The organism is Bacillus cereus group sp. BcHK124 (assembly GCF_027712065.1).
Lineage (GTDB): Bacteria > Bacillota > Bacilli > Bacillales > Bacillaceae_G > Bacillus_A > Bacillus_A pacificus.
In genome coordinates this window covers 192,351-214,805 of record NZ_JAQFPJ010000001.1, presented here as the reverse complement: position 1 = coordinate 214,805, position 22,455 = coordinate 192,351, and the positions used below count along the sequence as shown (strand labels likewise).

The window sequence follows — 22,455 nt, the reverse complement described above, 5'->3', positions numbered from 1 at the left end:
TCAATACATCTTTTTAGTTTAAAGAGTCATTTATGCTATAGAAAAAATGCCCGCTACCTTTATGAGTAACGAGCACTTTTTCTATACTTTATTTATAACTCTTCTTATAGCTTTCCCTATTTCCATACTAGACTGCGGATTTTGCCCTGTAATTAAACGCCCATCTACTACGACGTGCGGCGTAAAATTTGGAGCAACATAAAACAAAGCCCCTTCTTCTTTCAATTTACTTTCTAACAAAAACGGCACTCGCTTTTCTAAATGTACAGCTTTTTCCTCATCATTTGTATAACCTGTTATATGCTTACCCGCACTAAAAAACGAGCCGTCCTTATTTTTCACACCGACTAAAGAACTTACTCCGTGACACACAGCCGCTACAATTCGGTTGTTGTTGTACATATTCACAATTAAATTTGCAACATATGGATTACCTGGAAAATCTACAATCGCCCCGTGTCCACCACCAAATAAAACTGCATCATAATCCGAAAAATGAACCGTTGAGATCGACTTCGTATTTTGCAATAAAGAAGCGACATGCTTAAATTCACGAGGTATCCCGTTCGGAATAGAAACTCTATCAATCGGCACTCTACCGCCCTGTATCGACACAATATCAACATCGAACTTAGCTTTTTTAAACAAATTATAAGGAGCTGCGAGCTCTTCCAGCCACAAACCAGTCGGGTGTCCATCCATATCATGAGCGCTTGTTGAAACTAACAATACCCTTTTCAACATATCCCCTCCTTACTACCTATTTATGTATGGAGTGTTCTTATCATTCATATAGCAAGCGAAAAAACGAGAACAACTAGCTGACCTTTTTTATAAAAGTCGGCTTATTGTTCTCGTTTGAATTCTTTCATACAAAGATGTTCACAACCTGATAACTTTATCTCCAGCGCCACGCAATCATGTTATACTCCATATGAATAGCAGGTATATCAATCCCTAAATACCGCTGAGCATCCTCCTCAAAAATAGCCCAATTTTCTTCATATAAAAATTCAGGGTCTATGCTTTCAAAATCAAATATACTATCTTCGTCTACCATCTCACGAAAATATTTTTGGAAAGGTTTACTATTCTCGAATAAACGAATTGTTCCATACATCCATGGCATGTCTCCAAAAACATCTTTAATTTCACCTATCTCCATACCCTTAAAATACAACTTCATATGTGCACCTTCTTATTTATAAATGACAAAAATACCTATCCTGCATACCTCATCATGTTCTAAAACAGTTATTTTAACATTTCTTCCTGAAACATATCTTCCCTCTCCAAGTCTGAGATACCTTTTTAAATTCAAAATATACGCAAAAAAATAGCCGACTCTTTATATAAGTCGGCTTTCTTTTTATAACTCGAGCTCTCCCATGCGAAGAAGCTCAACAACTGCTTGTGAACGTCCTTTAACCCCTAGCTTTTGCATTGCGTTTGAGATGTGTAGTGATTGCAAACAGAAATCACATTTCTTCCTACTCTTCTCACCAAAAAACCCACATAACAAATTGTGATTTTTTTATTTTATTGAACTATCGAGTCCCGTTATCTAAATAACTTTTCTTTTGCATTAAACCCTATTGCTGAAATAACTATCTTTAAGGGTAAACATAAAGTTATTAATAAAATTCCCAAAATCGACACATGAAATTACGCACTTGAAGTAATCCGTTCCATCAGGTTTGCTGTCTTCAAAAGTGATTTGCAGACTTTCATCAATATGAACTCTCGAATGTGCTAAAGCATTTCTTACCCTTCTACAAATATAATTGCCGTCAGGTCTTCTTTTTCTGCTAGCAATTACATTGAACTTTGATATATCAACAAACGAATAATCCCCATCATTAAAATCTTTTTCTTTTGTGTATACAAATAATAAATAAGATGCCATGAGTAAAACACTAGGGTTAAGTAAATTAATATTCTCATTTTTTTTTAGAAATTCTCTAAGTAATTCATTCACTTTCTTATTCTGATTTTCTGGTTTCAAACATTCTTGTATCCATAATAAACTTATATTACCCTGGACGATTAAGTTCCAATCCGCTAATTTACCTTCTTCATTAATTTGCATAACCAGCCCTCCATTTTCCTAATTTTAAAATTCTAGTTCTAAATATAAGTAGTGCCCTTGTTTCAACAATTCTTATTTTAACTCAAATGTAAATTATGGTAAATTGACTTTTCTTAATTACCCTGCCTGTTACCTCAATAAATCAATATCCAACAATAACAGAACCAAAAAATTAAACAAGTGATGTATCCATATTAATTATTAAATACTGTATCCTTTAATAACTTCATTTGTTTGAGCTACAAAACAACACTCTTCAGGATAGACCAAGATAGAATGATGATAGCTATTCTTGTTAAAAGAATGACTTTTTAGCACGTTCCCATTCTCATGTATAGCCGCGACTATCGTTTCCAAATTATTTGATACTACCCATAGGTAAATGTTCTTATTCGGAATCCATATTACCCTCGATTCAAACGCTTTTGGAAGAGGGCTATACCTCCACAAGACTTCACCTTGATAATTGTAACTTTTTACTTCTGTTTTTGTGACAACCACTAAGCTACTCGATCCCAATGTCATAGATTGAATACTTTCTTGTTCTTTAACTTCAAGGGTTTTCTCTAAATTCATGTTATAGAACGATACCAATCTTGTTCCTATTCGCAATACCAAATTATGTTCCGGTGTTTCATAAGCTTCATAAATAGCCGCCGAAAACTTTAATTCTATTTTACTATTTCGATTTTCCAATTCATATTTTTTCTTGTCTGTTCTTTTTAATCTGAAGTTAGGTAGACTTACATCGTTTAATCCTGCGCCGAACACATTCCGTTTTTCACTTTCGACATCGGATTCAGATATCTTTAGTCTCCACTTTCCTTTGCCGTTGATCTCGAACATACCAGAAACAGACTTCTCCCCTCTATCAGAAGCAAAATGAACAATAGCCCTGTCCTCGGAAATAAAATCTAGATTAAATCCATGAGCATCTACTTTGAATTTATCAAGTTGCTGACCATCTTTTGAATAGGTAACAATATGCCCAGGAAGATAAGTAATTTCCGCTTCTGAAGGTATACTTGTGAACAAAACCTCTCCATCTAAAGATAAAAATAGCGATCACATAGATGAATATATATGGTTTTCCCAAATAATATTTCCACCAAGGTCATAGCACACTAATTTATGACTCAAACGGTCTTTTTCTCTTTGTTTATCAGATAAATTTACCAATTCATTGATTGACTTCCGCGGTCCTTCCTCAACCACATAGACCCTTTGGTTTTTCATGTCAATAACCCGATTACCAAACCACTCTTTTTTATTCTTTATCTCCCATCCCCCCGTAAACTGCTTAGTCGCAGCAATCTCAGGTGCCACCTCACTTTGAACAACAACCTTGTCTACATCCTTAAAGGTTTTAGCCTCAAAATGTTGCCATTGGTGATTTTCAGGAGCTAGCCAAAAATACCCTTGATTATGAACCCCTCCATCAAAAAATACATTTCGACCAAATAAAATGAATAGTTCCATTCCAGGATGCCCTTCTGAACCTGTTATGAGGTTACCGGTATCTTTGTATAGTTCATACAATCTATTATCTTCACATACAACTAAATATTTTTCTTGATTAGGAATCAATTGAATAGTGGAAGCTTGTTTTGGTAACTGTGCTCCATAAATAAATTTCCCATCCCTGTTTAACCAGAAGGTTTCTCCAGATTTAAAAGAGACAACCAATTTATTCTCTATCCAACAGATATACCTACCTTCATTTTTAAATGCATTAATCCATTTGAGCCTCCCACTACTATCCCAGGCAGAAACTCGCCCCTTCTCTTCTAAAATGAACACCATGTCAGTTTTGTAATCATGCGCAAAACCAGCGAATGGCGAATTAAAACTCATTCTCTCAAATCCCATAGTAAATTGAGCTGCTAATTGTTTAGCGGACATACTTATTGCTTCTTCTTCACTTTTTGGCGGTGCAGATAATTCATGTTGAAGCTCTTCTTGTTTCTGTTGTAATTCTTTTTCTTTCAGTTCAGAAATAGCAATTCTCGCTTTCAAATTACCATTATTGTCCAATCGATACAATCTATCCATACTCGAGACAAAAATATCCGTTGAATCTGCTGACACCTCAAGTAAATAAGGCATAAAACTAAGCTCACCAAACATCGTAGAGAATACTTCTTTAAAAGCAATGCCCCATTTTAAATCTCCATTAAAGTCAAAACAATAGAGTTTACCTGGACCGTCATATGTTTCCCGTGTTCCCACTAACCAAAAATCGTTACCTATGGCAAATCTAAAAGGCTGCCATTGAAATTCATATACAATAGCTCGTTGATTCTTATAATGTACAAAAGCAACCTTTTCTTTATCGTGAAGTAGAACACCCATATGATTTACAGCAACAGGATGCATTTTTTCTAATGGCGTTTCTTTTAAATTGATTTGTTGTACTTGCTCTTTAGTAATCATTTCAATAGTTCCTGCCGCTTCGACAACAAGTAAATCTTGATTATGATAAAGATGACGAAATTTCCTACGAGACCTGATTTCAAAATTTATTAATTTAGGATTTTTCTTGGCTACAGAAAAGAACGAATCCCATGTTTGCTTGCTATCCGTTTGTAATAGAATCGTTGATATTGGTCGAATTGTATCCTTATCAATAAAATCGTAATATTTATTTTGTTTAACATTACCTAAATGACGCTCTGAATTCATCATTGGACCATTATTAGACTCCTTAACAGCCGGATTAGAAAATAACTTCTTGATTGTATTGAATATCCCCATAATTATCCCTCTCTGAATAGAATTAATTTATTTTCTCAAAGTATCTCTCTTAACAAATACATTTCTCTAATTAGATACTAACATAAATATATATAACTAAAGCACCCTAATTTCCAGGGTACTTTTGATATGAATCACCTATACCGTTAAAGAATACATATCTTTTAAAGATTAAATAGAAAGAAAAATTGCCGACTTTTATGTAAAAGTCGGCTGCTTTCTTATAGTTCATCCCTCCCATATGAACAAACTCAACTACTGCTTATAAGCGCCTTCTAATCCTAATATTTGAGCTGTTTAGTTTTTACAGATACTAAGAGGAACATCTCCTAAATGCGATATTCATAGCTAACCTGCATAATATCATCCCCTAATATGTCCGTTAAAGAGTTCTTATTTTTAATTGATGAACTCAATCCTGGAGATGAACTATATTCACTAAAAGAATATCGGAAATCCGCAACCATTTCGAGATCCATATCAAAGCGGACCCTTTCTTGCAATTCCTTATAGTCTGATTTAGAAAAATTAATAGGACTTTTTCCATAAAAATAGACAAATTGATAATAGTGTGTACCTTCCAATTTTGATTGATGATTTTCTATTTCCCTTTTCACTAATATACCCATACAAGAAATCTCTCCATTATATTTATCCTTCATACAAACTGGATAAGATTCTAAAAGTGTATCTTCTTCAAGATTTATATCATTCAAAATATACATTTTTCATATCCCCCTTTATTCCATATCATTAAAAAATATGCAAGGAAAATGAATATATAACTACTTGTACAATATTATTTTCTAATACAAAAATTAAGAAGGAATATGTATAATATCCCTTCTTATAATGGACTTTCAAAAGTGTATGTAATATCTATCGCTCCATCTTGATGAATACTTATTTTTTGAATTAACGCTTGAAATACATGAATCAAATCTTGCTCTTGCTTTTGTAACTGCTCAAAAGCTTGTTTTATCGTTTGAATATCAATTTGAACATGATTACCATTTTGTATTACCAGTAACTCATGATTCGCTTTGGTTATTTCCGCTTCAAGATCGTTCCGTTTTTGTTCAAACTCTCCTTTATTAATAAGTTCTTCTAAGTACAAATCTAGCAGTGCTTTTTTCTTTTGCTGATTTGTACTCACAAGCTGTTGCAACTTCTTTATATTTTTCTCTTGCCCCTTTTCAACATTACTTTGAAGTCTTAAAGAAACAGACTCTCCTTTTCCCACTAATAAATTTATAATGAACTGACGAAAATGCCCATATTGAATTGGCACATGATTTACACAACCATGTTTTCCTGCCCGACGATATTGAGAACACTTTAAATATTTCCATTCTGTTCGCTCCCCACTTTTCTTTTTCAAATGAGACTGTACAATTACCATATTAGAACCACAAACCGCGCATTTTGCTAGATTGCGAAATTCATTCCAAGCTGTGATTTTCGTTTTATTTGTTTTATTTTTTTTTCGATTCGCTTGATTCCATATCTCTTCTTCCACAATCTTTGGGTGATGGTTAGGAAAAACAAACCATTTTTCTTTTGGGTTCCGGATTTGTTTTTTCTTACCGCCAACTTTTACTGAAGTATATTGGTTTAAAATAAAAGTTCCTTTATAAATTGCACTTTGAAGGATTCTTTGAACCGATGTCATTTGCCAGTTCTTTTTAGTTTTCGACTTTATACCCAATCGATTTAATTCATTTGTTATCTTTTTATATCCCAAACCTTCGCAATACCATTTATACATCATTTTGACAACTTGCGCTTCCTCCTCATTAATCACCAATTTTTGCTCTTCACGATTATACCCATATGGAATTTTCCCGATATGCTCCCCGCGACGAACTTTTACCGCCAATGCTGCCGTAATACTAGAAGAAAGCGTTCTACTGTATTGAGCCGAAAACAAAGACCAAAGTTCAAATGCCATATCGTTTTTGCCAGCCTTTATAGAATCGTAGCCTTCTTCAACAGAAATAATTCGAACATGATGAGCTAAAAATACTTCGCGAATTTCTAACGAATCCTTCAAATCCCTCGCTAAACGGGAAATAGATTTAAAAACAACCATATTAATTTCTTTTGCTTTTGCCTTTTTTAACAGTAATTGAATAGATGGTCTGTCTACAAATAAAGTTCCACTTACCCCTTCATCTTTAAAAACACGTTTCTCATCCCAATTGAATCCATTTCGTTCTAACCAGTTCCGGCAGATATCTATTTGGTTTTCGACAGATGAAACTTGTTCATCTCGGTCAGTTGACACACGAACATATACTGCGTAAGACTCCACTGCTTTCACCTTCCCATCTCCGAACCACTAGACTACCGAATTTCATATGAAAAATTTTTATCCTTTTATAAAAGATATGACATTCTGCTGTTTTTTCATTACTAATATTAAAACAGCTTGTTTTAATATTAGTATGTCTTTAACAAGGTATAAAATTCATTTCAGTAAAAACATTTCATGGAAATGAATTTATAAAAAATAAAAAAACATTGCGAGATTTTTTTTGTACCACAAGTGCCCTTATTTACTACATAGAAGAACCTTAAATCACGCGTTTAGGAATTGAGAACAAAAGACGGGATAGCGTCAAATCATATATTTTAATATTAAGAAAAACAAAAAAATATATCACCTATGGAATTATTCGATAAATTTTTGGGGAACAAAAAGAAAATCAAAACTCTTTCGGAAAAATAAATCGGTTCAAAAAACAGTAAAGAACATTCTTTACCGAGCTCAATCAAAAGCAAAAAAACCCCAATCATAAGTAGAAAACCTATTGGTTTTCTACTTATGATTGGGGTTTTATCCATATAAAGGTAAAACATAAGAAATTGTCTCCAAAAGTTCATTTTTAACGACCTTTTGGGACAACCTCTTTTTATCATTATCGCGAGAAGCTCACCACTTCAACGTTAGAAAGTAGCAAGGGACCTACTTACTAAAACTTGAACACTCGTTTGAACCATGTATCTTTTTCTTTACTCGTTATGACCATTGTCGCTATTTTACCTAACATATCTGTTAATCCGCTTTCAAATTCTATCGTTTCATCATCTGTATCTGTATAAGCATGAACAAATTCATGAATTAACGTTCCAGTATATGCTTCAACACTTTTCAATTGGCTTCTTTTTATGATAATGGTACGGTCCGATTTATCCCATAATCCTAACGCATCTGATCCAGTAAAGCTATCAGGTCTCATGGTTTCAGAAATCTTGATTTCCTTTACAGGTTTTATATTTTTCGGAAACCATCCTTGAATCACATGTTTTAACTCATAAATTTCCTTTTCTTTTTTACTTAAGTCTTTTTCATCTACAAATTTAAATTCAAAACTATCATTCCAATGCACTGAATAGTAATCCAAATTCACGATTTCATTTCCAGAAATATCTTTTGCTTTGGATAATTTGAGTGCAAGCGTTTCTGGTATGGTAACAATTCTATGCCCTTCATCTTTCGCATAATTGATATATTTACTGCCCCCGATTAAGTCATCCGAGGTTAAAAACAATATTTTTTCTTTCGAGTTTAAAATCTTACATGCGTGCAGTTGCACATCTATCCATTGCAGCTCATCATGAGAGTTACCTTTTTGAATTTTTTCAAGATCGCTTACCAATTTTTCCGCAAATACAGATCCAGTACATGCCAGTAAGATGGATTTCATTCGATCCGAATACGCACTTCTTCCTACATTTGTTCTTTCTCTGTTTAACGATTTTAAAAGTTTTTTAGTTGGTGAAGTAATATTGTAGGAAAACAGCAAATTTTCTTCCTCAGCTACGCAGAGTCCATTCACATAAATGCGAGATTCCTTATTATCCACTTTTTCGAGTAAAGCGCCATATTTTGTTTCTTCAATCACTTGTTCTCCTGAATATAACAAGAAAAAATCTTTCGCTTTTTCAATATCTGAATCTTGCAGCCCTCCTAAAATAAATTCGGTCCCAACCATATTGCAATTCGAAGGTTCTTGAACGATTGCATGCAATGTCGTAATATCCGCAAATCCTTCTTTTGATAACTTTTTAATTGTAATGTCATTATACTTAGATTTTATCAATACATGTATGTTTCTTCTATCAAAGGTTGCCAAAGCGTCTTTCAATCCGACTCCAAATTTTCCAATTACTTTTTCAACACGGCTCATTTTTTCTTTATTTTCGTTTTGTGTTAAATGATTATGTTTTAGCCCTCTTCCATAATCTTTAATATGCCATTTTCCATCATCATCTTTCCATATAATAGGTTCTTTTGTTTCACTTAAATTCGATTCATCCAATGCATTCGCGATGATTTCCCTTAATGCATGTGCTACAGTCCAATGTTCCAAAACTTTTTCAATGTTTAAGTCGAATTTCTTCATCCTTGTACACCTTTTCCTTTTTGACATGATTCGTTCTTATTATTTGTTTCTTTATTTTATATTTCATATTTTATAATAATAGAGTTTCTTATACAAAGTTAAGACCATAACACTCAAAAATAAAAAGATGTAGTAACCTACAAAAGAATTAATTTATACGCTGATCAAATTGTCTTCACATAGAAATTATGTATAAAAATGACTATTCAATTAACTCCTCTTTCCATATATGTTATATACTAATAATATAAAATTAAAAATATTCAATTAGAAAGGGAGTGTTTGCATTGAAACACGGCAAACTATTTTATTTCACCAATCCGCATCCCGATCTGCCTATGGATGAACGATATGTTGCGGAGACTGATACAGGTATCAAAGAATCTTTTGTACATAAAAATGATGCATTACTGTTTTTATTTGACCACGGAGTACGTTCTTATCAATCTTTCACAAAAGAAATCTCTGCATATAAAAACTTAAAAAACATTCCTATTTACGAATTATGGCATTTAGAAAATAGAATAGGCTATGTACTCTTCGGATTTGAATCCTATATAGATTCGGAAGGAAATACAAACAAACGAAAATCTTATATATGGCGATTCGTCGGGCATGGACGTAGTTGTTTTGCGCCCACTCGTGAAGAACTGACTCAAAAGATATTAGACGAGATTCATAAACATGTGGCAGATCCCGAAGAACGTGGTTACAACATATACCCTTATTACACGCGTTATTATCGAGAAGGCGGTGCAAAATGCATAATTTCGTAGCTTTTGATTTTGAGACTGCTAACCATCATCGTCATAGCATTTGTGCTGTTGGTATGGTCTTTGTCGAAAATGGAGAAATCATTGATACCCTCTATGAATTAATTAATCCAGAAGAAGATTTTGACTATTATAATATCGCTATTCACGGAATTACACCAAGTGATGTAAAAGACGCCCTCACATTTCCAGAATTTTATGAAGCGTATAAAAAAAGATTTGAAAACAAATTATTAGTCGCTCATTATCTTCCTTTTGATGGATACGCACTCCGGGATAGTTTAAGACGGTATGAACTTCCATCTGTTTATAACAACTTACTTTGTACATACCAACTATCAAAAAAATTAATAACCGGAGAAAAGAGCTATACCTTAAAATACCTTTGCAAACATTTTAGCATTGAATTAAATAACCATCATAATGCTTTGGAAGATGCAAGGGCTTGTGCTCAACTCATGTTACAACTATCTCATAAATATGATCTACCAAATATAGAAGAAATTTATTCCAAAACACACATTAGAACTGGCGAAATCTCTGGTAACACCTATAGATCTTCATTAGTTCAATCTCAATCCTACTCCTCTTTAAATTTAAAAGATATTAACGTAGCAACAGAAGTATCTGAAGATCATCCTTTTTATCAAAAACATATCGTATTTACAGGCAAATTAAATGCGTATACTCGTATAGAAGCCGCACAGTTAATTGCTAATAAAGGTGGCATTCCACAAAACGGTATTAACAAAAACACTAACTATATTATCATCGGAGATTTCGACAACGTGATGATAAAAGGAAATAAATCTTCTAAATTAGAGAAAGCAGAAAAATTGATTGCACAGGGGAAGGAGCTTGAAATTATTAGCGAAGAAGAATTTATGAGAATGTTGTAGTTGAATAAGTTGACACTAAAAATGATATAAAAATCTAATACTTTCATATAAAATAATAATCATACAACAAGATATACATCATGAAGCACAGAAGAAAGGAGAATTTTCATGGCGAAAAATGGAGAACCTGGAAAAGGACGTATTGGCGCAGTAAAAGGGCGTAGCCAATTACAAGGTCCAAACGGAAATTGGATTAAGCGTGACAGCGCAACCGGACGATTCCTTGACCAAAAAACAAGTAGTACAACACCTTTCAAAGGTGTTAGAAAAGAAAAGTAACCAAACTAAAAATAAACAGCTATCGTAGGAGATAGCTGTTTATTTTTCTTACCATTACATTTATTATAACTAATATATAGATTATTAAATGGTAAATCAAATTTACAGTAAGGAGTGTTACTAATGATGACCGACGCAGAAAGATATCATTCTTTTAACAGCGTAAAACAAAGTACCAACGTTTTAGTATCCCAATGGCAAAAAAGGTGGTTAACTGGTTTTAAATATGATGCATCAACAATCGAATTTTTTCCTCCGAAGCCATTTATAAATCTAAGCTCAATGCAACAAGCTGCATTACTTAAAAATATTAGATATGTTCATCACGCTGTACTCGCATCTGTTTTTCAAATGACTCCAGAAAATAAAAAAGTGCCATTCGATGTAGTAGATAACTTGATTTTAGAACAACTAAATCATTATAACCGTAAATTAGGGTTATGTATTTATGCAAGTGCATTATTATACTGTCTCTTACGTGAAGAATTCGCACTTGATAATAAACATTTAAAGTACGTACAAGGTTTTGCACGGACTAAACCTTCTAAAAATTATAAGTTACCTTCAACAGGCGAAGGTTCAGACTTGATGCACACATTACATGCATTTGTTTTATATCAAAATTCTGTCATCGATACCTCTACTATACAACTGGAGAAATATTTAGATTTCTCCCTTAAGCCTCCTTTTGTTTTAGGAGAGCAAGGATACAAGGAAGAAACATTTACATATCATGGATTTAAAGAGTATCCTCAAACCCCACTAAAATACGCAAAAACTTTGCTAAAGAAGTAGGAATGACATACAAAGAATGGATTACACATCATCAAACGCAAGCCAAAATATTTTCACAAGTAAAAGTTCATTAATAATAACACCTTCCTTATATAAGGAAGGTATTATTAACATGTTAATATAATCTATATCATAATAGTGTTTTGAAAAAAATAAGCTCTTATTATAAATGTTACATAACATATTCTTCTTACTTATTTCAAGAGTCACTACTAAACCTCAAATATACACCGGATTAATTCACCCCAAAACCGTAACCCAAAAATATAATTCATCTTTCTACCGAGAATCAAAAATCAGAATATTCTTTATTTAAAACCAAAAAGACAAACCTTACATCTCATAAGGTCTCGTCCCACTTTTTCAAAAAACTACTCGGTATTAAGTTAGTAATGGTATACCATTACTAACTTAATACCGAGTAAACGTTTTTCTTGGCATAACTCCTTCACCTTTTTGCCGAGAAAAATATTTTCTTTGAAACTAGCATATTTCTAAATGACAACATATAGCACGTCCATATTTGTGATATTAAAAAGCAATAAAAAGAAACTCAAATTTCCGAGTTACTTTTTATTGCTCTAAATTTATTTTTAAAATATATTCTGTTTTCCCATTTTGATCTATTATAATTTTATCAATTAAATACACCAAAAGTTGACGAACTCGTTTCATATCTTTTTGTAAATTTGTAAATTCTATTCGAAATGCTTGTAACACATTTTTTTGTAACATACCTTGGTTAGAATCGACGTCTTCAATATGCTTCATTTCTGCTTCTTTTTTTGCGATTAACTCCTCTGTCCCCCTGATTTCGTGCAACAAATGCAAACGATAATCCAACATTACATCCAACAAAGGATCTATTTTCGGATCAACTTCCACCAATTTCTTCTTTTGATTATATAATTCGTCTATTTCACGTTCCGCATCCTTAATCCAAACTAGACAATTATCCACCTGTTTTTTCAAACGCTGGATTTCTTTTTTTATTTGTTTTATGTCTTTTTCTAAAATTTGTTCCATTTCATACATCAGTTCTGTTTGAGATTTAGAAATGACTTTATCCGTAACCTCTTTTATAACACTATCAAAAACCAGTGCATGTAGCTCATCTGTTGAGAACCAAACTTTACATAATTTATTCGAACACATATATTTCTTGATTCCATACTTCTTGCCATTTTTCCCTCTAGTTTCTTGATTCTTTGGAAGCAAGGGAGCATCACAACTTTTACAATAAATTAAGTCCCGTAGAACATACTCTGTTTTTAATTGTTTGGGAGGTAATTCCTTGTTTCTTTTTTTCTCAAACATTTGAAAAGTAGCTAACCATTCTTCCTTGGTCATAATAGGTGGAATCTCTTCACATTTTGCCATTTTCCATTTGGATAAGTCTTCAATACTATTCCCAGATCCAGGTTTTAGTCTTCCGAATGTAACATACCCTGCATAAATTGGATTGGTCAAAATGTGCTTTACTCGTTCCTTTTTCCAATGGATTGTATTTGTTTTCGCCTTTTGCTCATTTAATATTTTGGCGATATCCGCAAACCCTTCGCCATTTTGATATAACTGATATATCTTTAACACAATTTCTTTTTCATCTTCTAGAATAAAGAAATTCTTGGTATTTTCATCCTGTACATATCCAAATGGTACAGGTCCTCCCATCCATTGACCATAGTCTGTTCTTTGTCCATACGCATCTTTCGTACGTGCACTGATTCGCTCTACTTCATAACGAGTTCCACCCTCTCGAATTAATTGTGTAATAATATCACGCTCTGTATACAATTCTCCCGTACTCGTCAATATGACATCTGTTTTCGCTTCTTTCATTATTACTCGTATTTGTACATGTTCAATCTCTGATCGCGCAAGGCGGTCATCTGCATACGTAATCACAAAATCATATTTCCCCTGTTCTACGTCTCGTAATAACGCCATGATTTGGGGACGCTTGATTAACTTCTTTTTAAATGCCGATTCTCCAGGGTCTACATATTCTTTCACAATTTCACAATCATAGTTTTTTATAAATTCATATACATGATGTCTTTGTGCATCGATTGTTTGACGATCAGATGAAACCCTCGCATAAAAAGCTCCTTTTTTTCCTTTTTCTAAAACATCACGAATTGTCTTCACATGTATGCACCTCTTGATAATGTAAAAATGGATGTTTAAAAATAATTTCATAACCGTGTCTATCTACAATTACAGTAAAAATCAAATCTTGAAATAACTCCATAACCTTATAATCTGGTAAGGAATCTAACATCAGTTGTTTATGGACATTAGACTCCAAATCCTTTACTACACCAGGCACCTTTTTTAATACATTTAGTTTTAATTCCAATTCTTCTTTTATTTGTTTGTGTTCCTGAAAATGTTGATAAGAACCAAGTAATTCTTTGTGTAACTTTTCATTTTTCTTTTCCGTTAACCATCTTTGTACTTTTGTGTGCACTGTCTTTTTCTTTTGATCTAAACGCTGACTATGCCCTTGTATCATTCGTTCTATTTCTTTTACATTTTGTCTATAGTAACGCTGAAACAAGCCATCAAATTCTTTCTCTCGTAAATTAAGAAAAAAACATTTCATTTTTTCAAATGTTTTTTGTTCGATATATTCCTTATCAATATACAAACGATGTTCTTTGCATCGATATCCTATTAAAAATGTATTTCCTCTCCGTTTAACCACTCCCTCTAATTGTTTTTTACAATAAGAACATTGCAGGAGTCCTTCTATACGATACAGAATATCTTCTTTAGCAATTTCCTTTTTCATTTTCGTAGAACCACGCTTATTTACTATTTGATTTAGTTTTTCTTGCGCAGCTTCCCATTGGTGCGGTTCAATCGGCATTGTGCCTTCTAGCTGATGTTCTTGTTGAACTCCCTTCAATCGAATACTATATACACCCATATAAAAGGAATTTTCTAATGTACGTCTAATATCTTGTAGTTCCCAAGGAAGTCCTTTTCGTTTCTTAAAACCTTTTCCATCTAAACGATCTTTTATTTGTTGCAAAGATGTGCATGTATCGTTCAAAAATTCATTAAAAATAAACATAACTATATCCATTTCATCTTTTACGATTTCAATTTCTTTTTTCTTTTTATTATTTTGGAAACCATATGGCAGCCGACTCACTGCTTTTCCTGCATCAAATTTACTCTGACGCATAGCATCAAACCGTTTATTAATTTGTTCACCTTCATGTTGTGCGAAGCCAGCCATAATCACTTCTAGATAGCGATTCATCGGCGTGTATTCCATTACCGGTTCTCCAACAGTCGTAAAATGAACTTTTATCTGTTTCTCCTGAAGAAGTTCATAAATTTCCATATACTCGATTACATTTCTTGCTAACCGGTCTCTCTTATACAAAATTAAATGTTCAATTTCATCATTTCGAATTGCTTCCAACAACTTTCGTAAACCCGGTCGCTGATTCATATGTATAATTCTAGCCGATACATATGGATCTTCATATTCATAGTCCAGCTTCATATAATGATCTCTGCAATACGCCTTTGCATAATATTTCTGCATTCGAACGGAGTGTTCTTGTTTTTTAGATGAACTACGGTAATATGCGACTGTTTTCTTCAATACAACCAGCCCTTCCATCATGTTGTGCTTACAATGTATGCACGTCATCCTTGTCCATAGAATCATTTTGTTTCATTACTTCTACTAAAAGTTCCACATATAGTTGAAACCATTTTTGTGCAGCTTCAGGATCATGAATATACGAAATCGATCTGAGTTGAAGCTTCTTTTGTACAGCCATTAAAATCATCACCTTTCAAAACAAATTGCATAGGAGGAATTACAATTGATTACGCAATTAGGACAAACCATTCGTAATTTAAGAAAGCAAAAGGGAATTTCTCTTCAAAATTTCGCTGAGCAAATTGAAGTCTCTCCGGGATATTTAAGTAACCTTGAAACACAAAAAACAGATACCATTTCTTTAACGTTACTCGCAAAATTGAATGAGGAATTTGATTTATTTCCTTCCCTGAATCACACAACTTCTCCTCATCATGAATTACATTTCCGACTAGATCGGGTATGCGAACTACTGAAAACGCTACATGATACCAATCCCGAGTTAGCAAATTATTTTATTTCTCATATTGAACAAGGATTGATATTATACCAAAAGGAATAGTTGCTTAGTGGTTATTATTACCAATTAAGAACTAGTTATTCATTTTTATAAAATTAATTTACAAAAATGAATAAAGTACCCTGAAAAAGAGAGCCTATTTTCCCAAAACGGCTCTTTTTTCCATATCTTCTAATAACTCTTTTATTACTTTATTATAAAGACGATTTACCTGTGTAGATTTTTCATCTGTTCGTTGATAAATATACTCGTCTCCTTTCTTTATTATCCCCAGATGTTTATCTTCTTTTGGAAATACAAGATTGCAAAAATCTTGATATATTTGCAATCCCTTCTCTCCTTTTAATGAATATGTACGATCAGGAAAGAGTCTTTTAAATTGAGCTCTTAATAGCCCTTGAAATGCTTTTTCATCCAAACCCTGAATCCTATTTTCATCTATGTTGCTCAGTGGTTGTCTGTTTTCAATCACTGCGTCCAACGTACTCACTTTTTGTTGCAATAAATCATATTCTTCTACCACTTGTTCATACACATCTTTCATCCATTGATTCTGCTTTTGCAATGCTGATATCTCTTCACACATAATATTTACCACATCATATAAAAAATGAATGTCCCCATTCGTTATACTCGCCCTTCCTTCCAAATACTCAACTTCTCCTTCATTTTTTTTATGAAATAAAACTTGTACTTGTTGTTTTACATCATTTATATCTTGAATAAGATGCTGATATTCCTGCAAAATTTGACGTAACCCTGGACGTTTCTTATCGATAAACTCAAATAAATCTTCCTCGCGAATACTCCATCCCTCCTTCCGATTCTCTGATGGAACTGCTGCAATTTCTAACTTCCGAAGCCAATCCGTAAATGTTTTATAACTTACCTTTATATAGTTTTCTTCTAAAATCTTCATCGCTTCTTGAACATTAATCCACCTTGTCATATTCCACCTCACCTCATATCTCTAATAATTTTATGAATGTCATATAACAGATATAACTACACAAAAGTAATATTAAAAATAAAAAAATAGGATTTAGCTCTCCCTCAAGCTAAATCCTATTTACATAATCACACTATTGTTATCTCGTTAATTTTGATTCGTTCTTTCTTAAATCCATAATTTTTTTATAAATGATACCCGCTTCGTTTTCTGTGTGAATATCAAAACTCCAGTACATTTCAGATTTTAACTCGTCTTCATTTATTTCTATTTCATGTACTAAATTTCCAACTACCTCTAAGACATCCTCATTCCACAATTCTTCTTTTAATGTTTGATTTAACACCAATTGAGCTACATCCATTGCCTGAAATATAACATCTAATCCATATCCCATCCTACTTACTCCCATTACAATGTACCCGATTGCTTCTGTATCTTTCAAAAACTCCACTCCTTCCACTATTTCATTTTCATAAAAGTCATTTATAAAAAGTCTGTTTTCTTCCCCAACTGCATATATTTTTAAAGATAAAATATTTGTTTAAGAACTAATTAAGGGAGGTATTTACTTGTTACAACATCTCGGGCAAACCATCCGAACATTACGAAAACACAAAGGGATTACACTAAATGACCTTGCAGCAACATTACATGTTTCACCAGGCTACCTCAGTAATTTAGAAACAATGAAAACCGATACTGTTTCACTTACATTTCTAGAACAAATACAAGAAGAACTGAACCTGTTCCCTGCTCTCACCCAGGAAACAGATTCTCCAAACCATGAACTTGATTTTCGTTTACAACGATTATGCCAAGTATTACAAAAAACTCATGATGAAAATCCAGAGTTAGCGGATTACTTTATTGCTCATGTTGAAAAAGGTTTGGAACTTTATCAACCCAAATAAACACCCTACTCTCATTATGAACAACTTGTCTACCTATTATTCATTATTATGAATTATTTTTATAAATATGAATAAATTCTCGAAAATAGGAGAACCTTTATAAAAAGAGGTTCTCTTTTTTCTAATTAAGGAGATGAATCAATATGAAAGAAGAATTACTAAAAGTAGCTAATGACTACCTCGAATGGGTACATGTTCAACTTGAAAGTGATGTTAACTTTATCGGGGATGATTACATTGACACAATAGAAGATATGTTACTAGAAGAAGGGATTTTATATACCCAAAACGATATGACACAAACCATTAAAAGTATTATTTCAAAACTCCAAGATAAATATGGCGTTAATAATATTTTTTATGGTGCCCCGGAACATACTGTTATTGAAAACGGTCGATATGTAACCCTTTATAATCAGTTAATAATCAAAAATCCCAAACACAAAGAATAAACATTAAATATATGCTATGTTCTTTCAATGTACTTTTTTCGAATTATTGCTTTAAAATAAAAAAGGATGGCTGTTAACAGCCATCTTCTTTTTATTTACTGATTAATTAAGTTATTTAACACCGGCGTCGTATGAACATAACGTACTGTAAATAACGGATCTAAACGATATTGGAATGTTGTTACAAATCGACCAGTTTAAACTAATTGTTGTACAACTTCTTAAATCTCTTAACTATTTTCATCAAAAGACAGCAAATTTGAAATTCATAATTATCATTAAAAGCTGGAAACAGTTTATACCTATATTTTACTCCATAGACAAATTGTCCTCTACTTACATATAGAATAATCCAAACATTTTATACACAGAAAACAAAAATACAGATACCATACCATATAAAATAACAACCTTAGGTGCATTACATCTATTTAAAATCGCAACACCTAATAATGTAATCAGTAGCGGAATGAATAAAATCATCGCTACTCGCATAGCTAGTTGATCAAAGATAGGTTTTAATATGTCAATGTCAATAATGTCCACAAATTATCTTCCTCTCATGAAATATATTATCATTTTATAATAATTTAGCGTTTTAATTCAATCTATTAATTACTAAATATTAATGAATTCATCTATACAATACCTATTTGCCGTTTCAATTTTTCAACCCTAATTTTGCTACAACAGCAGATACATGTGAATATTTCTCTTTTCTGAAACACAATAATTCTAGTATAATAAATTTAACGAAAGAAAAATTAGAATTTTACAAATCAAAACAAAATATGTACTAACTCTTCTAAATTAAAAAACTTATGTTAATAAAAAAGAAAATTTATTAAAAAGGATGTTGAAATATGACTTCTATAAGTTCTATGCCCTATGCAGTACGAAAAAATGATTCTAACTGGATAAAAGATACCGCTGAAGATATTAAAAAATTAAGATTAAAACATGGAGACACTCATCCTTATTATGAATTAATTAAAGATAGCTTTTATTGCTATGGTTGCTATAAAAAATGGATAAAAGAAAATCATACTGAACCCTTTGATTATGCCCTACCTAAATTAACACATTATATATATGAAAACGGAAATAAAACCCACTTCAAACTCCGTCGCAAATCACAAGAGAAAAATCATGATCATCTCAAAGGCTGCTATTTTAATGATCCATCAGATTATTACAAAGAACTATCTGATTCTTTCGACCATATCGAAATTGCTGAAAAACAAACTGCCCGCCTCATCATATTAAATCGGATGAATCAAATATTAAAAACTGAAATTAGATCTTCCACAAAAGGTTTAGGAAAAACAATTAAACCTAAAGCTTCACACCTACAAACATTCGGTGCTCTGCAAGACATTTACAATCGCTACGGGGAAAGTTGGAGAGAATTACCTGTTATAACCGAAGATAATGAAACTAAAAAAATCGAAAATTTATTGCTATCTCCCGATGAAGCAATTGACTCATCTAAACAATACCCAAACAAAATCGCAATTGTATATGGAACAATACAAAGAGTTGAGGCTCGTAATAACGGTGGTTATATCAACATTGTATTTAAACAAGGCTCAAATAAATCCGATCGTCCATTTCGCTTGTCAGTATCACCTTATCATATTTATAATGAAACAGATTTACAATGCCTAGAAAATAGAAAAATCGGATGTTACGGGCGTTTAAAACATAATCAGGGCTTTTCACAAATAGAGTTATTTTCTTTACATCATCAAATTGTATTTTTAGATTTACAAAAAAGTGAACCTTGTCCTTTTAGAACACCCAGTATTAATATTGATCGAATTCAGAAACTACTTACACGTACAATGGAATTTCATCATAGTAAACTTCATTCATATCACCCTGGAATGTTTACTTTTCACAGACAAGCTCAATCGGATTTCAAGAAAATAAAACAAACAGTTCAAGAAACCCAACAAAAACAACAACTGCTTTTTCAGGAAAAAGAAATGAAAACCCAAGAGAAAAACAGTATGTCCGTCCTTCATAACACATTATTAATTGACACAGCAAATATAAAAAAGCAACTTCGCATTACAAAATCCAAAATCAAAGAAACAGAAAAACAATTCAGCAATAAATTCCGTAAATGGACTCGATTTATTTATGCTGGATCTGAATCAAAAGAAATACAAGAATTAAAATCTAAACAAAACAACTTAACAATACAACTAGATTCCTTTACCAAACAAAAACAAAATATCGAAGCTAATATTACGAACTTAGAAGATACTATATCTAGTATAAGCTCTTCTATAACAGCCTTAGAAAAAAAACATGCTTCTGCATTAAATAATTTCAAAAAGATTAAACGTGGAGTCGAGATAGAAAAACAATGGAAAACACATATTGAGCAAGATTTTTGTTTTCTTTATTATCAAGAAAATAAAAATCTTTGGAGTGCTATTCAGATACAACAAAATCCACAACCGGAAGCAGATCTTACCTTCACATGCAAATTTCTATACAACAATCCAGATCACACAAATCGTATTCGTCCTGAAGAAATATTACCTATTGTATTTGATACACCTTCATACGATTTAATGATTTACAAAGTAATACAGAAGAAACTACATCAAAAATTAAATCGCTCACCACTAAAAGGGCATCAGCCCCTTCATAAGTAAAAGATTTTCAAACCAAACATAAAAAACGAGAAACCCTGTGACATACATGTTTCTCGTTTTTTTATTAAATAATAATTCTACTTACCAACTGATATCCTCTAGCTGATCACCAACCATCTTCTTCTTTGTATTTATCTATTTTTTCCTTCTTGTAAATATTGATCAGCTTCTCACTTGAAACAACCTTGCCCGATGATTAAATTTCCCTTCCTTGTCTAACGTTTAAAAATCACAATAGATTTATCCACCAATTCACTCCAACCATTTGAAAGATACTTTTCAATAATAAAACTGGTTGCTTCTTTCTAAAAAAAATTGACTTACAATACAATCAATATAGCGCTTCCTTCTTTTTTATACATCCAGTATGCTGATATCTTTTTACCTAATTTTTGTTCTAAACTTAGAGGATAAGTTACCACTTCCTCCATTTCGTATACAATTCAACCATCCTAATTAAAACATCCATCCTTCAAATATTGTTTTCAAATTATGAAAGTATAAAATAAGCGAATTAAAAATTGATTTTTCTGATTTTTATTGAGAAATATTTTATTTGAATTTCACATATTAACATTTATAGGAAGAAGATGTTAATATTTAGAGGCGGAATTATTTAAAATATTCTAATAATAAAAGAGGAGAATGTTAAATGATAATTAGAAAAAATAGTCGTTTCGCTCTTATATTAATATTAGCTTTAGGTACATTTTTCAGTATTTTTGGAGTAAGTAAATTTTCGCTAGCTGATACAAGTGATGAAACTGTCAATTTTACTTTCCAATGGAATAGTGCTTGGGATTATACAAACGCTCGTAGAAAAGATAATACTTCCTCAATGTATATGCGTGTGAATTCTAGCAATTCCGCAGGTTCTTTCAATGTTTGGGCGGAAGCAGATGCCAATGTGTGGAGTGGGGGAAGAGATTGGAAAAACGCTTCTGGGGATGGTAAACATGAAGGTGCTGTACAACCAGGGCGTACATATCTCTTCATAAATAATGCAGTTGAGACTTATGGTAAACAAGTTCCTGTCCGTTTTGGTGGGTATTCAAGAGAGAATAACTCATATAATGTTGATTGGAGCCCTGATAGCGTTAGACCAAAAGGATCTTATACTGAATATTAAGTAAAAATTAAATCATAGTAATATTTTCAAATAATACCGCGCTCTTTAAAATTTTTTTGCTACATGTAAAAGTTGTATGATTCTTAATAAGAATCATACAACTTTTTTTGTCAGAGGATTACGATAAACATTGTAAATTGATAGACTAAAATAACTATTACTGACAAAAGGATTAATTAATTATTTCACTATAAAA

Annotated in this window: 23 protein-coding genes and 1 pseudogene; 9 read left to right on the top strand and 15 right to left on the bottom strand. The window is 32.3% G+C overall.

The window, feature by feature from the left end; translation table 11 throughout:
- Positions 1-81 precede the first annotated feature (81 nt).
- From PDK19_RS01190 to PDK19_RS01150, 9 genes and pseudogenes are all read right to left on the bottom strand, one after another.
- Positions 82-744, bottom strand: a complete 663-nt coding sequence (locus tag PDK19_RS01190; RefSeq protein WP_270706473.1) for a type 1 glutamine amidotransferase domain-containing protein — start codon at positions 742-744, stop codon at positions 82-84.
- Between the two features lie 154 nt (positions 745-898).
- Entirely contained in the window at positions 899-1,186 is a 288-nt protein-coding gene (locus tag PDK19_RS01185) for a hypothetical protein (RefSeq protein WP_000780770.1), read from the bottom strand.
- A 183-nt stretch (positions 1,187-1,369) separates the two neighbouring features.
- Positions 1,370-1,459: pseudogene (gene gerE, locus PDK19_RS01180) on the bottom strand (spore germination transcription factor GerE); the annotation flags it as partial.
- A gap of 126 nt (positions 1,460-1,585) precedes the next feature.
- Positions 1,586-2,089 carry a hypothetical protein gene (locus PDK19_RS01175; protein WP_088106402.1) on the bottom strand — a complete coding sequence of 168 codons (504 nt, stop codon included), beginning with the start codon at positions 2,087-2,089 and terminating at the stop codon, positions 1,586-1,588.
- Positions 2,090-2,290: 201 nt separating this feature from the next.
- Complete coding sequence (locus tag PDK19_RS01170; protein ID WP_258959474.1) at positions 2,291-3,124, bottom strand: hypothetical protein; 834 nt, start codon at positions 3,122-3,124, stop codon at positions 2,291-2,293.
- Positions 3,125-3,154: 30 nt separating this feature from the next.
- Positions 3,155-4,843, bottom strand: a complete 1,689-nt coding sequence (locus PDK19_RS01165; protein WP_258959473.1) for a hypothetical protein — start codon at positions 4,841-4,843, stop codon at positions 3,155-3,157.
- A gap of 329 nt (positions 4,844-5,172) precedes the next feature.
- Complete coding sequence (locus PDK19_RS01160) at positions 5,173-5,568, bottom strand: hypothetical protein (protein ID WP_088106401.1); 396 nt, start codon at positions 5,566-5,568, stop codon at positions 5,173-5,175.
- 122 nt (positions 5,569-5,690) lie between these two features.
- Positions 5,691-7,166 (bottom strand): recombinase family protein, encoded by a 1,476-nt coding sequence (locus PDK19_RS01155; RefSeq protein WP_000648666.1) that lies wholly within the window; start codon positions 7,164-7,166, stop codon positions 5,691-5,693.
- A gap of 652 nt (positions 7,167-7,818) precedes the next feature.
- Entirely contained in the window at positions 7,819-9,252 is a 1,434-nt protein-coding gene (locus tag PDK19_RS01150; RefSeq protein ID WP_088106399.1) for an ATP-binding protein, read from the bottom strand.
- Between the two features lie 278 nt (positions 9,253-9,530).
- Between PDK19_RS01150 and PDK19_RS01145 the strand changes: the two genes are divergently transcribed.
- From PDK19_RS01145 to PDK19_RS01130, 4 genes are all read left to right on the top strand, one after another.
- Complete coding sequence (locus PDK19_RS01145; RefSeq protein WP_088106398.1) at positions 9,531-10,028, top strand: hypothetical protein; 498 nt, start codon at positions 9,531-9,533, stop codon at positions 10,026-10,028.
- Positions 10,013-10,924: an exonuclease domain-containing protein gene (locus tag PDK19_RS01140; RefSeq protein WP_000551413.1), complete on the top strand. Its 912-nt coding sequence runs from the start codon at positions 10,013-10,015 to the stop codon at positions 10,922-10,924. The genes PDK19_RS01145 and PDK19_RS01140 overlap by 16 nt, the downstream gene beginning before the upstream one ends.
- A gap of 108 nt (positions 10,925-11,032) precedes the next feature.
- Positions 11,033-11,203 (top strand): hypothetical protein, encoded by a 171-nt coding sequence (locus PDK19_RS01135; RefSeq protein ID WP_001097071.1) that lies wholly within the window; start codon positions 11,033-11,035, stop codon positions 11,201-11,203.
- Between the two features lie 126 nt (positions 11,204-11,329).
- Positions 11,330-11,998: a hypothetical protein gene (locus PDK19_RS01130; RefSeq protein ID WP_140383337.1), complete on the top strand. Its 669-nt coding sequence runs from the start codon at positions 11,330-11,332 to the stop codon at positions 11,996-11,998.
- 573 nt (positions 11,999-12,571) lie between these two features.
- Here PDK19_RS01130 and PDK19_RS01125 read toward each other — a convergent pair.
- From PDK19_RS01125 to PDK19_RS01115, 3 genes are read right to left on the bottom strand one after another with little or no spacing between them, the layout of a single operon-like run.
- Positions 12,572-14,149, bottom strand: a complete 1,578-nt coding sequence (locus PDK19_RS01125; RefSeq protein ID WP_072770216.1) for a recombinase family protein — start codon at positions 14,147-14,149, stop codon at positions 12,572-12,574.
- Positions 14,133-15,623, bottom strand: coding sequence for a recombinase family protein (locus PDK19_RS01120; protein WP_258959472.1), 1,491 nt, complete (start codon positions 15,621-15,623; stop codon positions 14,133-14,135). Before PDK19_RS01120 ends, PDK19_RS01125 begins: the two co-directional genes overlap by 17 nt.
- Before the next feature lie 28 nt (positions 15,624-15,651).
- The gene (locus PDK19_RS01115; RefSeq protein WP_175879545.1) at positions 15,652-15,804 is read right to left on the bottom strand and encodes a hypothetical protein; all 153 of its coding nucleotides are present in this window, start codon (positions 15,802-15,804) and stop codon (positions 15,652-15,654) included.
- 45 nt (positions 15,805-15,849) lie between these two features.
- Here PDK19_RS01115 and PDK19_RS01110 point away from each other — a divergent pair, with 45 nt between their 5' ends.
- A complete protein-coding gene (locus tag PDK19_RS01110; protein WP_000632660.1) occupies positions 15,850-16,188 on the top strand; it encodes a helix-turn-helix domain-containing protein in 339 nt (112 codons plus the stop codon).
- Positions 16,189-16,282: 94 nt separating this feature from the next.
- On the opposite strand, the gene PDK19_RS01105 is transcribed toward PDK19_RS01110, so the two are convergent.
- Together PDK19_RS01105 and PDK19_RS01100 are read right to left on the bottom strand one after the other, a co-directional pair.
- Complete coding sequence (locus tag PDK19_RS01105) at positions 16,283-17,095, bottom strand: DNA-binding protein (protein ID WP_076868776.1); 813 nt, start codon at positions 17,093-17,095, stop codon at positions 16,283-16,285.
- Between the two features lie 139 nt (positions 17,096-17,234).
- Positions 17,235-17,549: a hypothetical protein gene (locus PDK19_RS01100; protein ID WP_254848097.1), complete on the bottom strand. Its 315-nt coding sequence runs from the start codon at positions 17,547-17,549 to the stop codon at positions 17,235-17,237.
- Positions 17,550-17,667: 118 nt separating this feature from the next.
- On the opposite strand from PDK19_RS01100, the gene PDK19_RS01095 reads away from it, so the two are divergent.
- Together PDK19_RS01095 and PDK19_RS01090 are read left to right on the top strand one after the other, a co-directional pair.
- Positions 17,668-18,009, top strand: coding sequence for a helix-turn-helix domain-containing protein (locus tag PDK19_RS01095; RefSeq protein WP_076868778.1), 342 nt, complete (start codon positions 17,668-17,670; stop codon positions 18,007-18,009).
- Positions 18,010-18,152: 143 nt separating this feature from the next.
- Positions 18,153-18,461, top strand: coding sequence for a hypothetical protein (locus PDK19_RS01090; RefSeq protein ID WP_076868779.1), 309 nt, complete (start codon positions 18,153-18,155; stop codon positions 18,459-18,461).
- Between the two features lie 336 nt (positions 18,462-18,797).
- Here PDK19_RS01090 and PDK19_RS01085 read toward each other — a convergent pair whose 3' ends face one another.
- Positions 18,798-19,007: a hypothetical protein gene (locus PDK19_RS01085; RefSeq protein ID WP_000351252.1), complete on the bottom strand. Its 210-nt coding sequence runs from the start codon at positions 19,005-19,007 to the stop codon at positions 18,798-18,800.
- A gap of 317 nt (positions 19,008-19,324) precedes the next feature.
- Between PDK19_RS01085 and PDK19_RS01080 the strand changes: the two genes are divergently transcribed.
- On the top strand, positions 19,325-21,130 hold the full coding sequence (locus PDK19_RS01080; RefSeq protein ID WP_076868780.1) for a hypothetical protein: 1,806 nt from the start codon (positions 19,325-19,327) through the stop codon (positions 21,128-21,130).
- 652 nt (positions 21,131-21,782) lie between these two features.
- Positions 21,783-22,259 carry a hypothetical protein gene (locus PDK19_RS01075; protein WP_076868781.1) on the top strand — a complete coding sequence of 159 codons (477 nt, stop codon included), beginning with the start codon at positions 21,783-21,785 and terminating at the stop codon, positions 22,257-22,259.
- Positions 22,260-22,455: the final 196 nt, after the last annotated feature.

Excerpts from the sequence above, each read along its gene's own strand:
- PDK19_RS01150 (WP_088106399.1), bottom strand. The coding sequence starts at position 9,252 with ATGAAGAAATTCGACTTAAACATTGAAAAAGTTTTGGAACATTGGACT.
- PDK19_RS01115 (WP_175879545.1), bottom strand. The coding sequence starts at position 15,804 with ATGGCTGTACAAAAGAAGCTTCAACTCAGATCGATTTCGTATATTCAT.
- PDK19_RS01135 (WP_001097071.1), top strand. The coding sequence starts at position 11,033 with ATGGCGAAAAATGGAGAACCTGGAAAAGGACGTATTGGCGCAGTAAAA.
- PDK19_RS01105 (WP_076868776.1), bottom strand. The coding sequence starts at position 17,095 with ATGACAAGGTGGATTAATGTTCAAGAAGCGATGAAGATTTTAGAAGAA.
- PDK19_RS01140 (WP_000551413.1), top strand. The coding sequence starts at position 10,013 with ATGCATAATTTCGTAGCTTTTGATTTTGAGACTGCTAACCATCATCGT.
- PDK19_RS01090 (WP_076868779.1), top strand. The coding sequence starts at position 18,153 with ATGAAAGAAGAATTACTAAAAGTAGCTAATGACTACCTCGAATGGGTA.
- PDK19_RS01185 (WP_000780770.1), bottom strand. The coding sequence starts at position 1,186 with ATGAAGTTGTATTTTAAGGGTATGGAGATAGGTGAAATTAAAGATGTT.
- PDK19_RS01130 (WP_140383337.1), top strand. The coding sequence starts at position 11,330 with ATGACCGACGCAGAAAGATATCATTCTTTTAACAGCGTAAAACAAAGT.
- PDK19_RS01175 (WP_088106402.1), bottom strand. The coding sequence starts at position 2,089 with ATGCAAATTAATGAAGAAGGTAAATTAGCGGATTGGAACTTAATCGTC.
- PDK19_RS01190 (WP_270706473.1), bottom strand. The coding sequence starts at position 744 with ATGTTGAAAAGGGTATTGTTAGTTTCAACAAGCGCTCATGATATGGAT.
- PDK19_RS01165 (WP_258959473.1), bottom strand. The coding sequence starts at position 4,843 with ATGGGGATATTCAATACAATCAAGAAGTTATTTTCTAATCCGGCTGTT.
- PDK19_RS01075 (WP_076868781.1), top strand. The coding sequence starts at position 21,783 with ATGATAATTAGAAAAAATAGTCGTTTCGCTCTTATATTAATATTAGCT.
- PDK19_RS01160 (WP_088106401.1), bottom strand. The coding sequence starts at position 5,568 with ATGTATATTTTGAATGATATAAATCTTGAAGAAGATACACTTTTAGAA.
- PDK19_RS01080 (WP_076868780.1), top strand. The coding sequence starts at position 19,325 with ATGACTTCTATAAGTTCTATGCCCTATGCAGTACGAAAAAATGATTCT.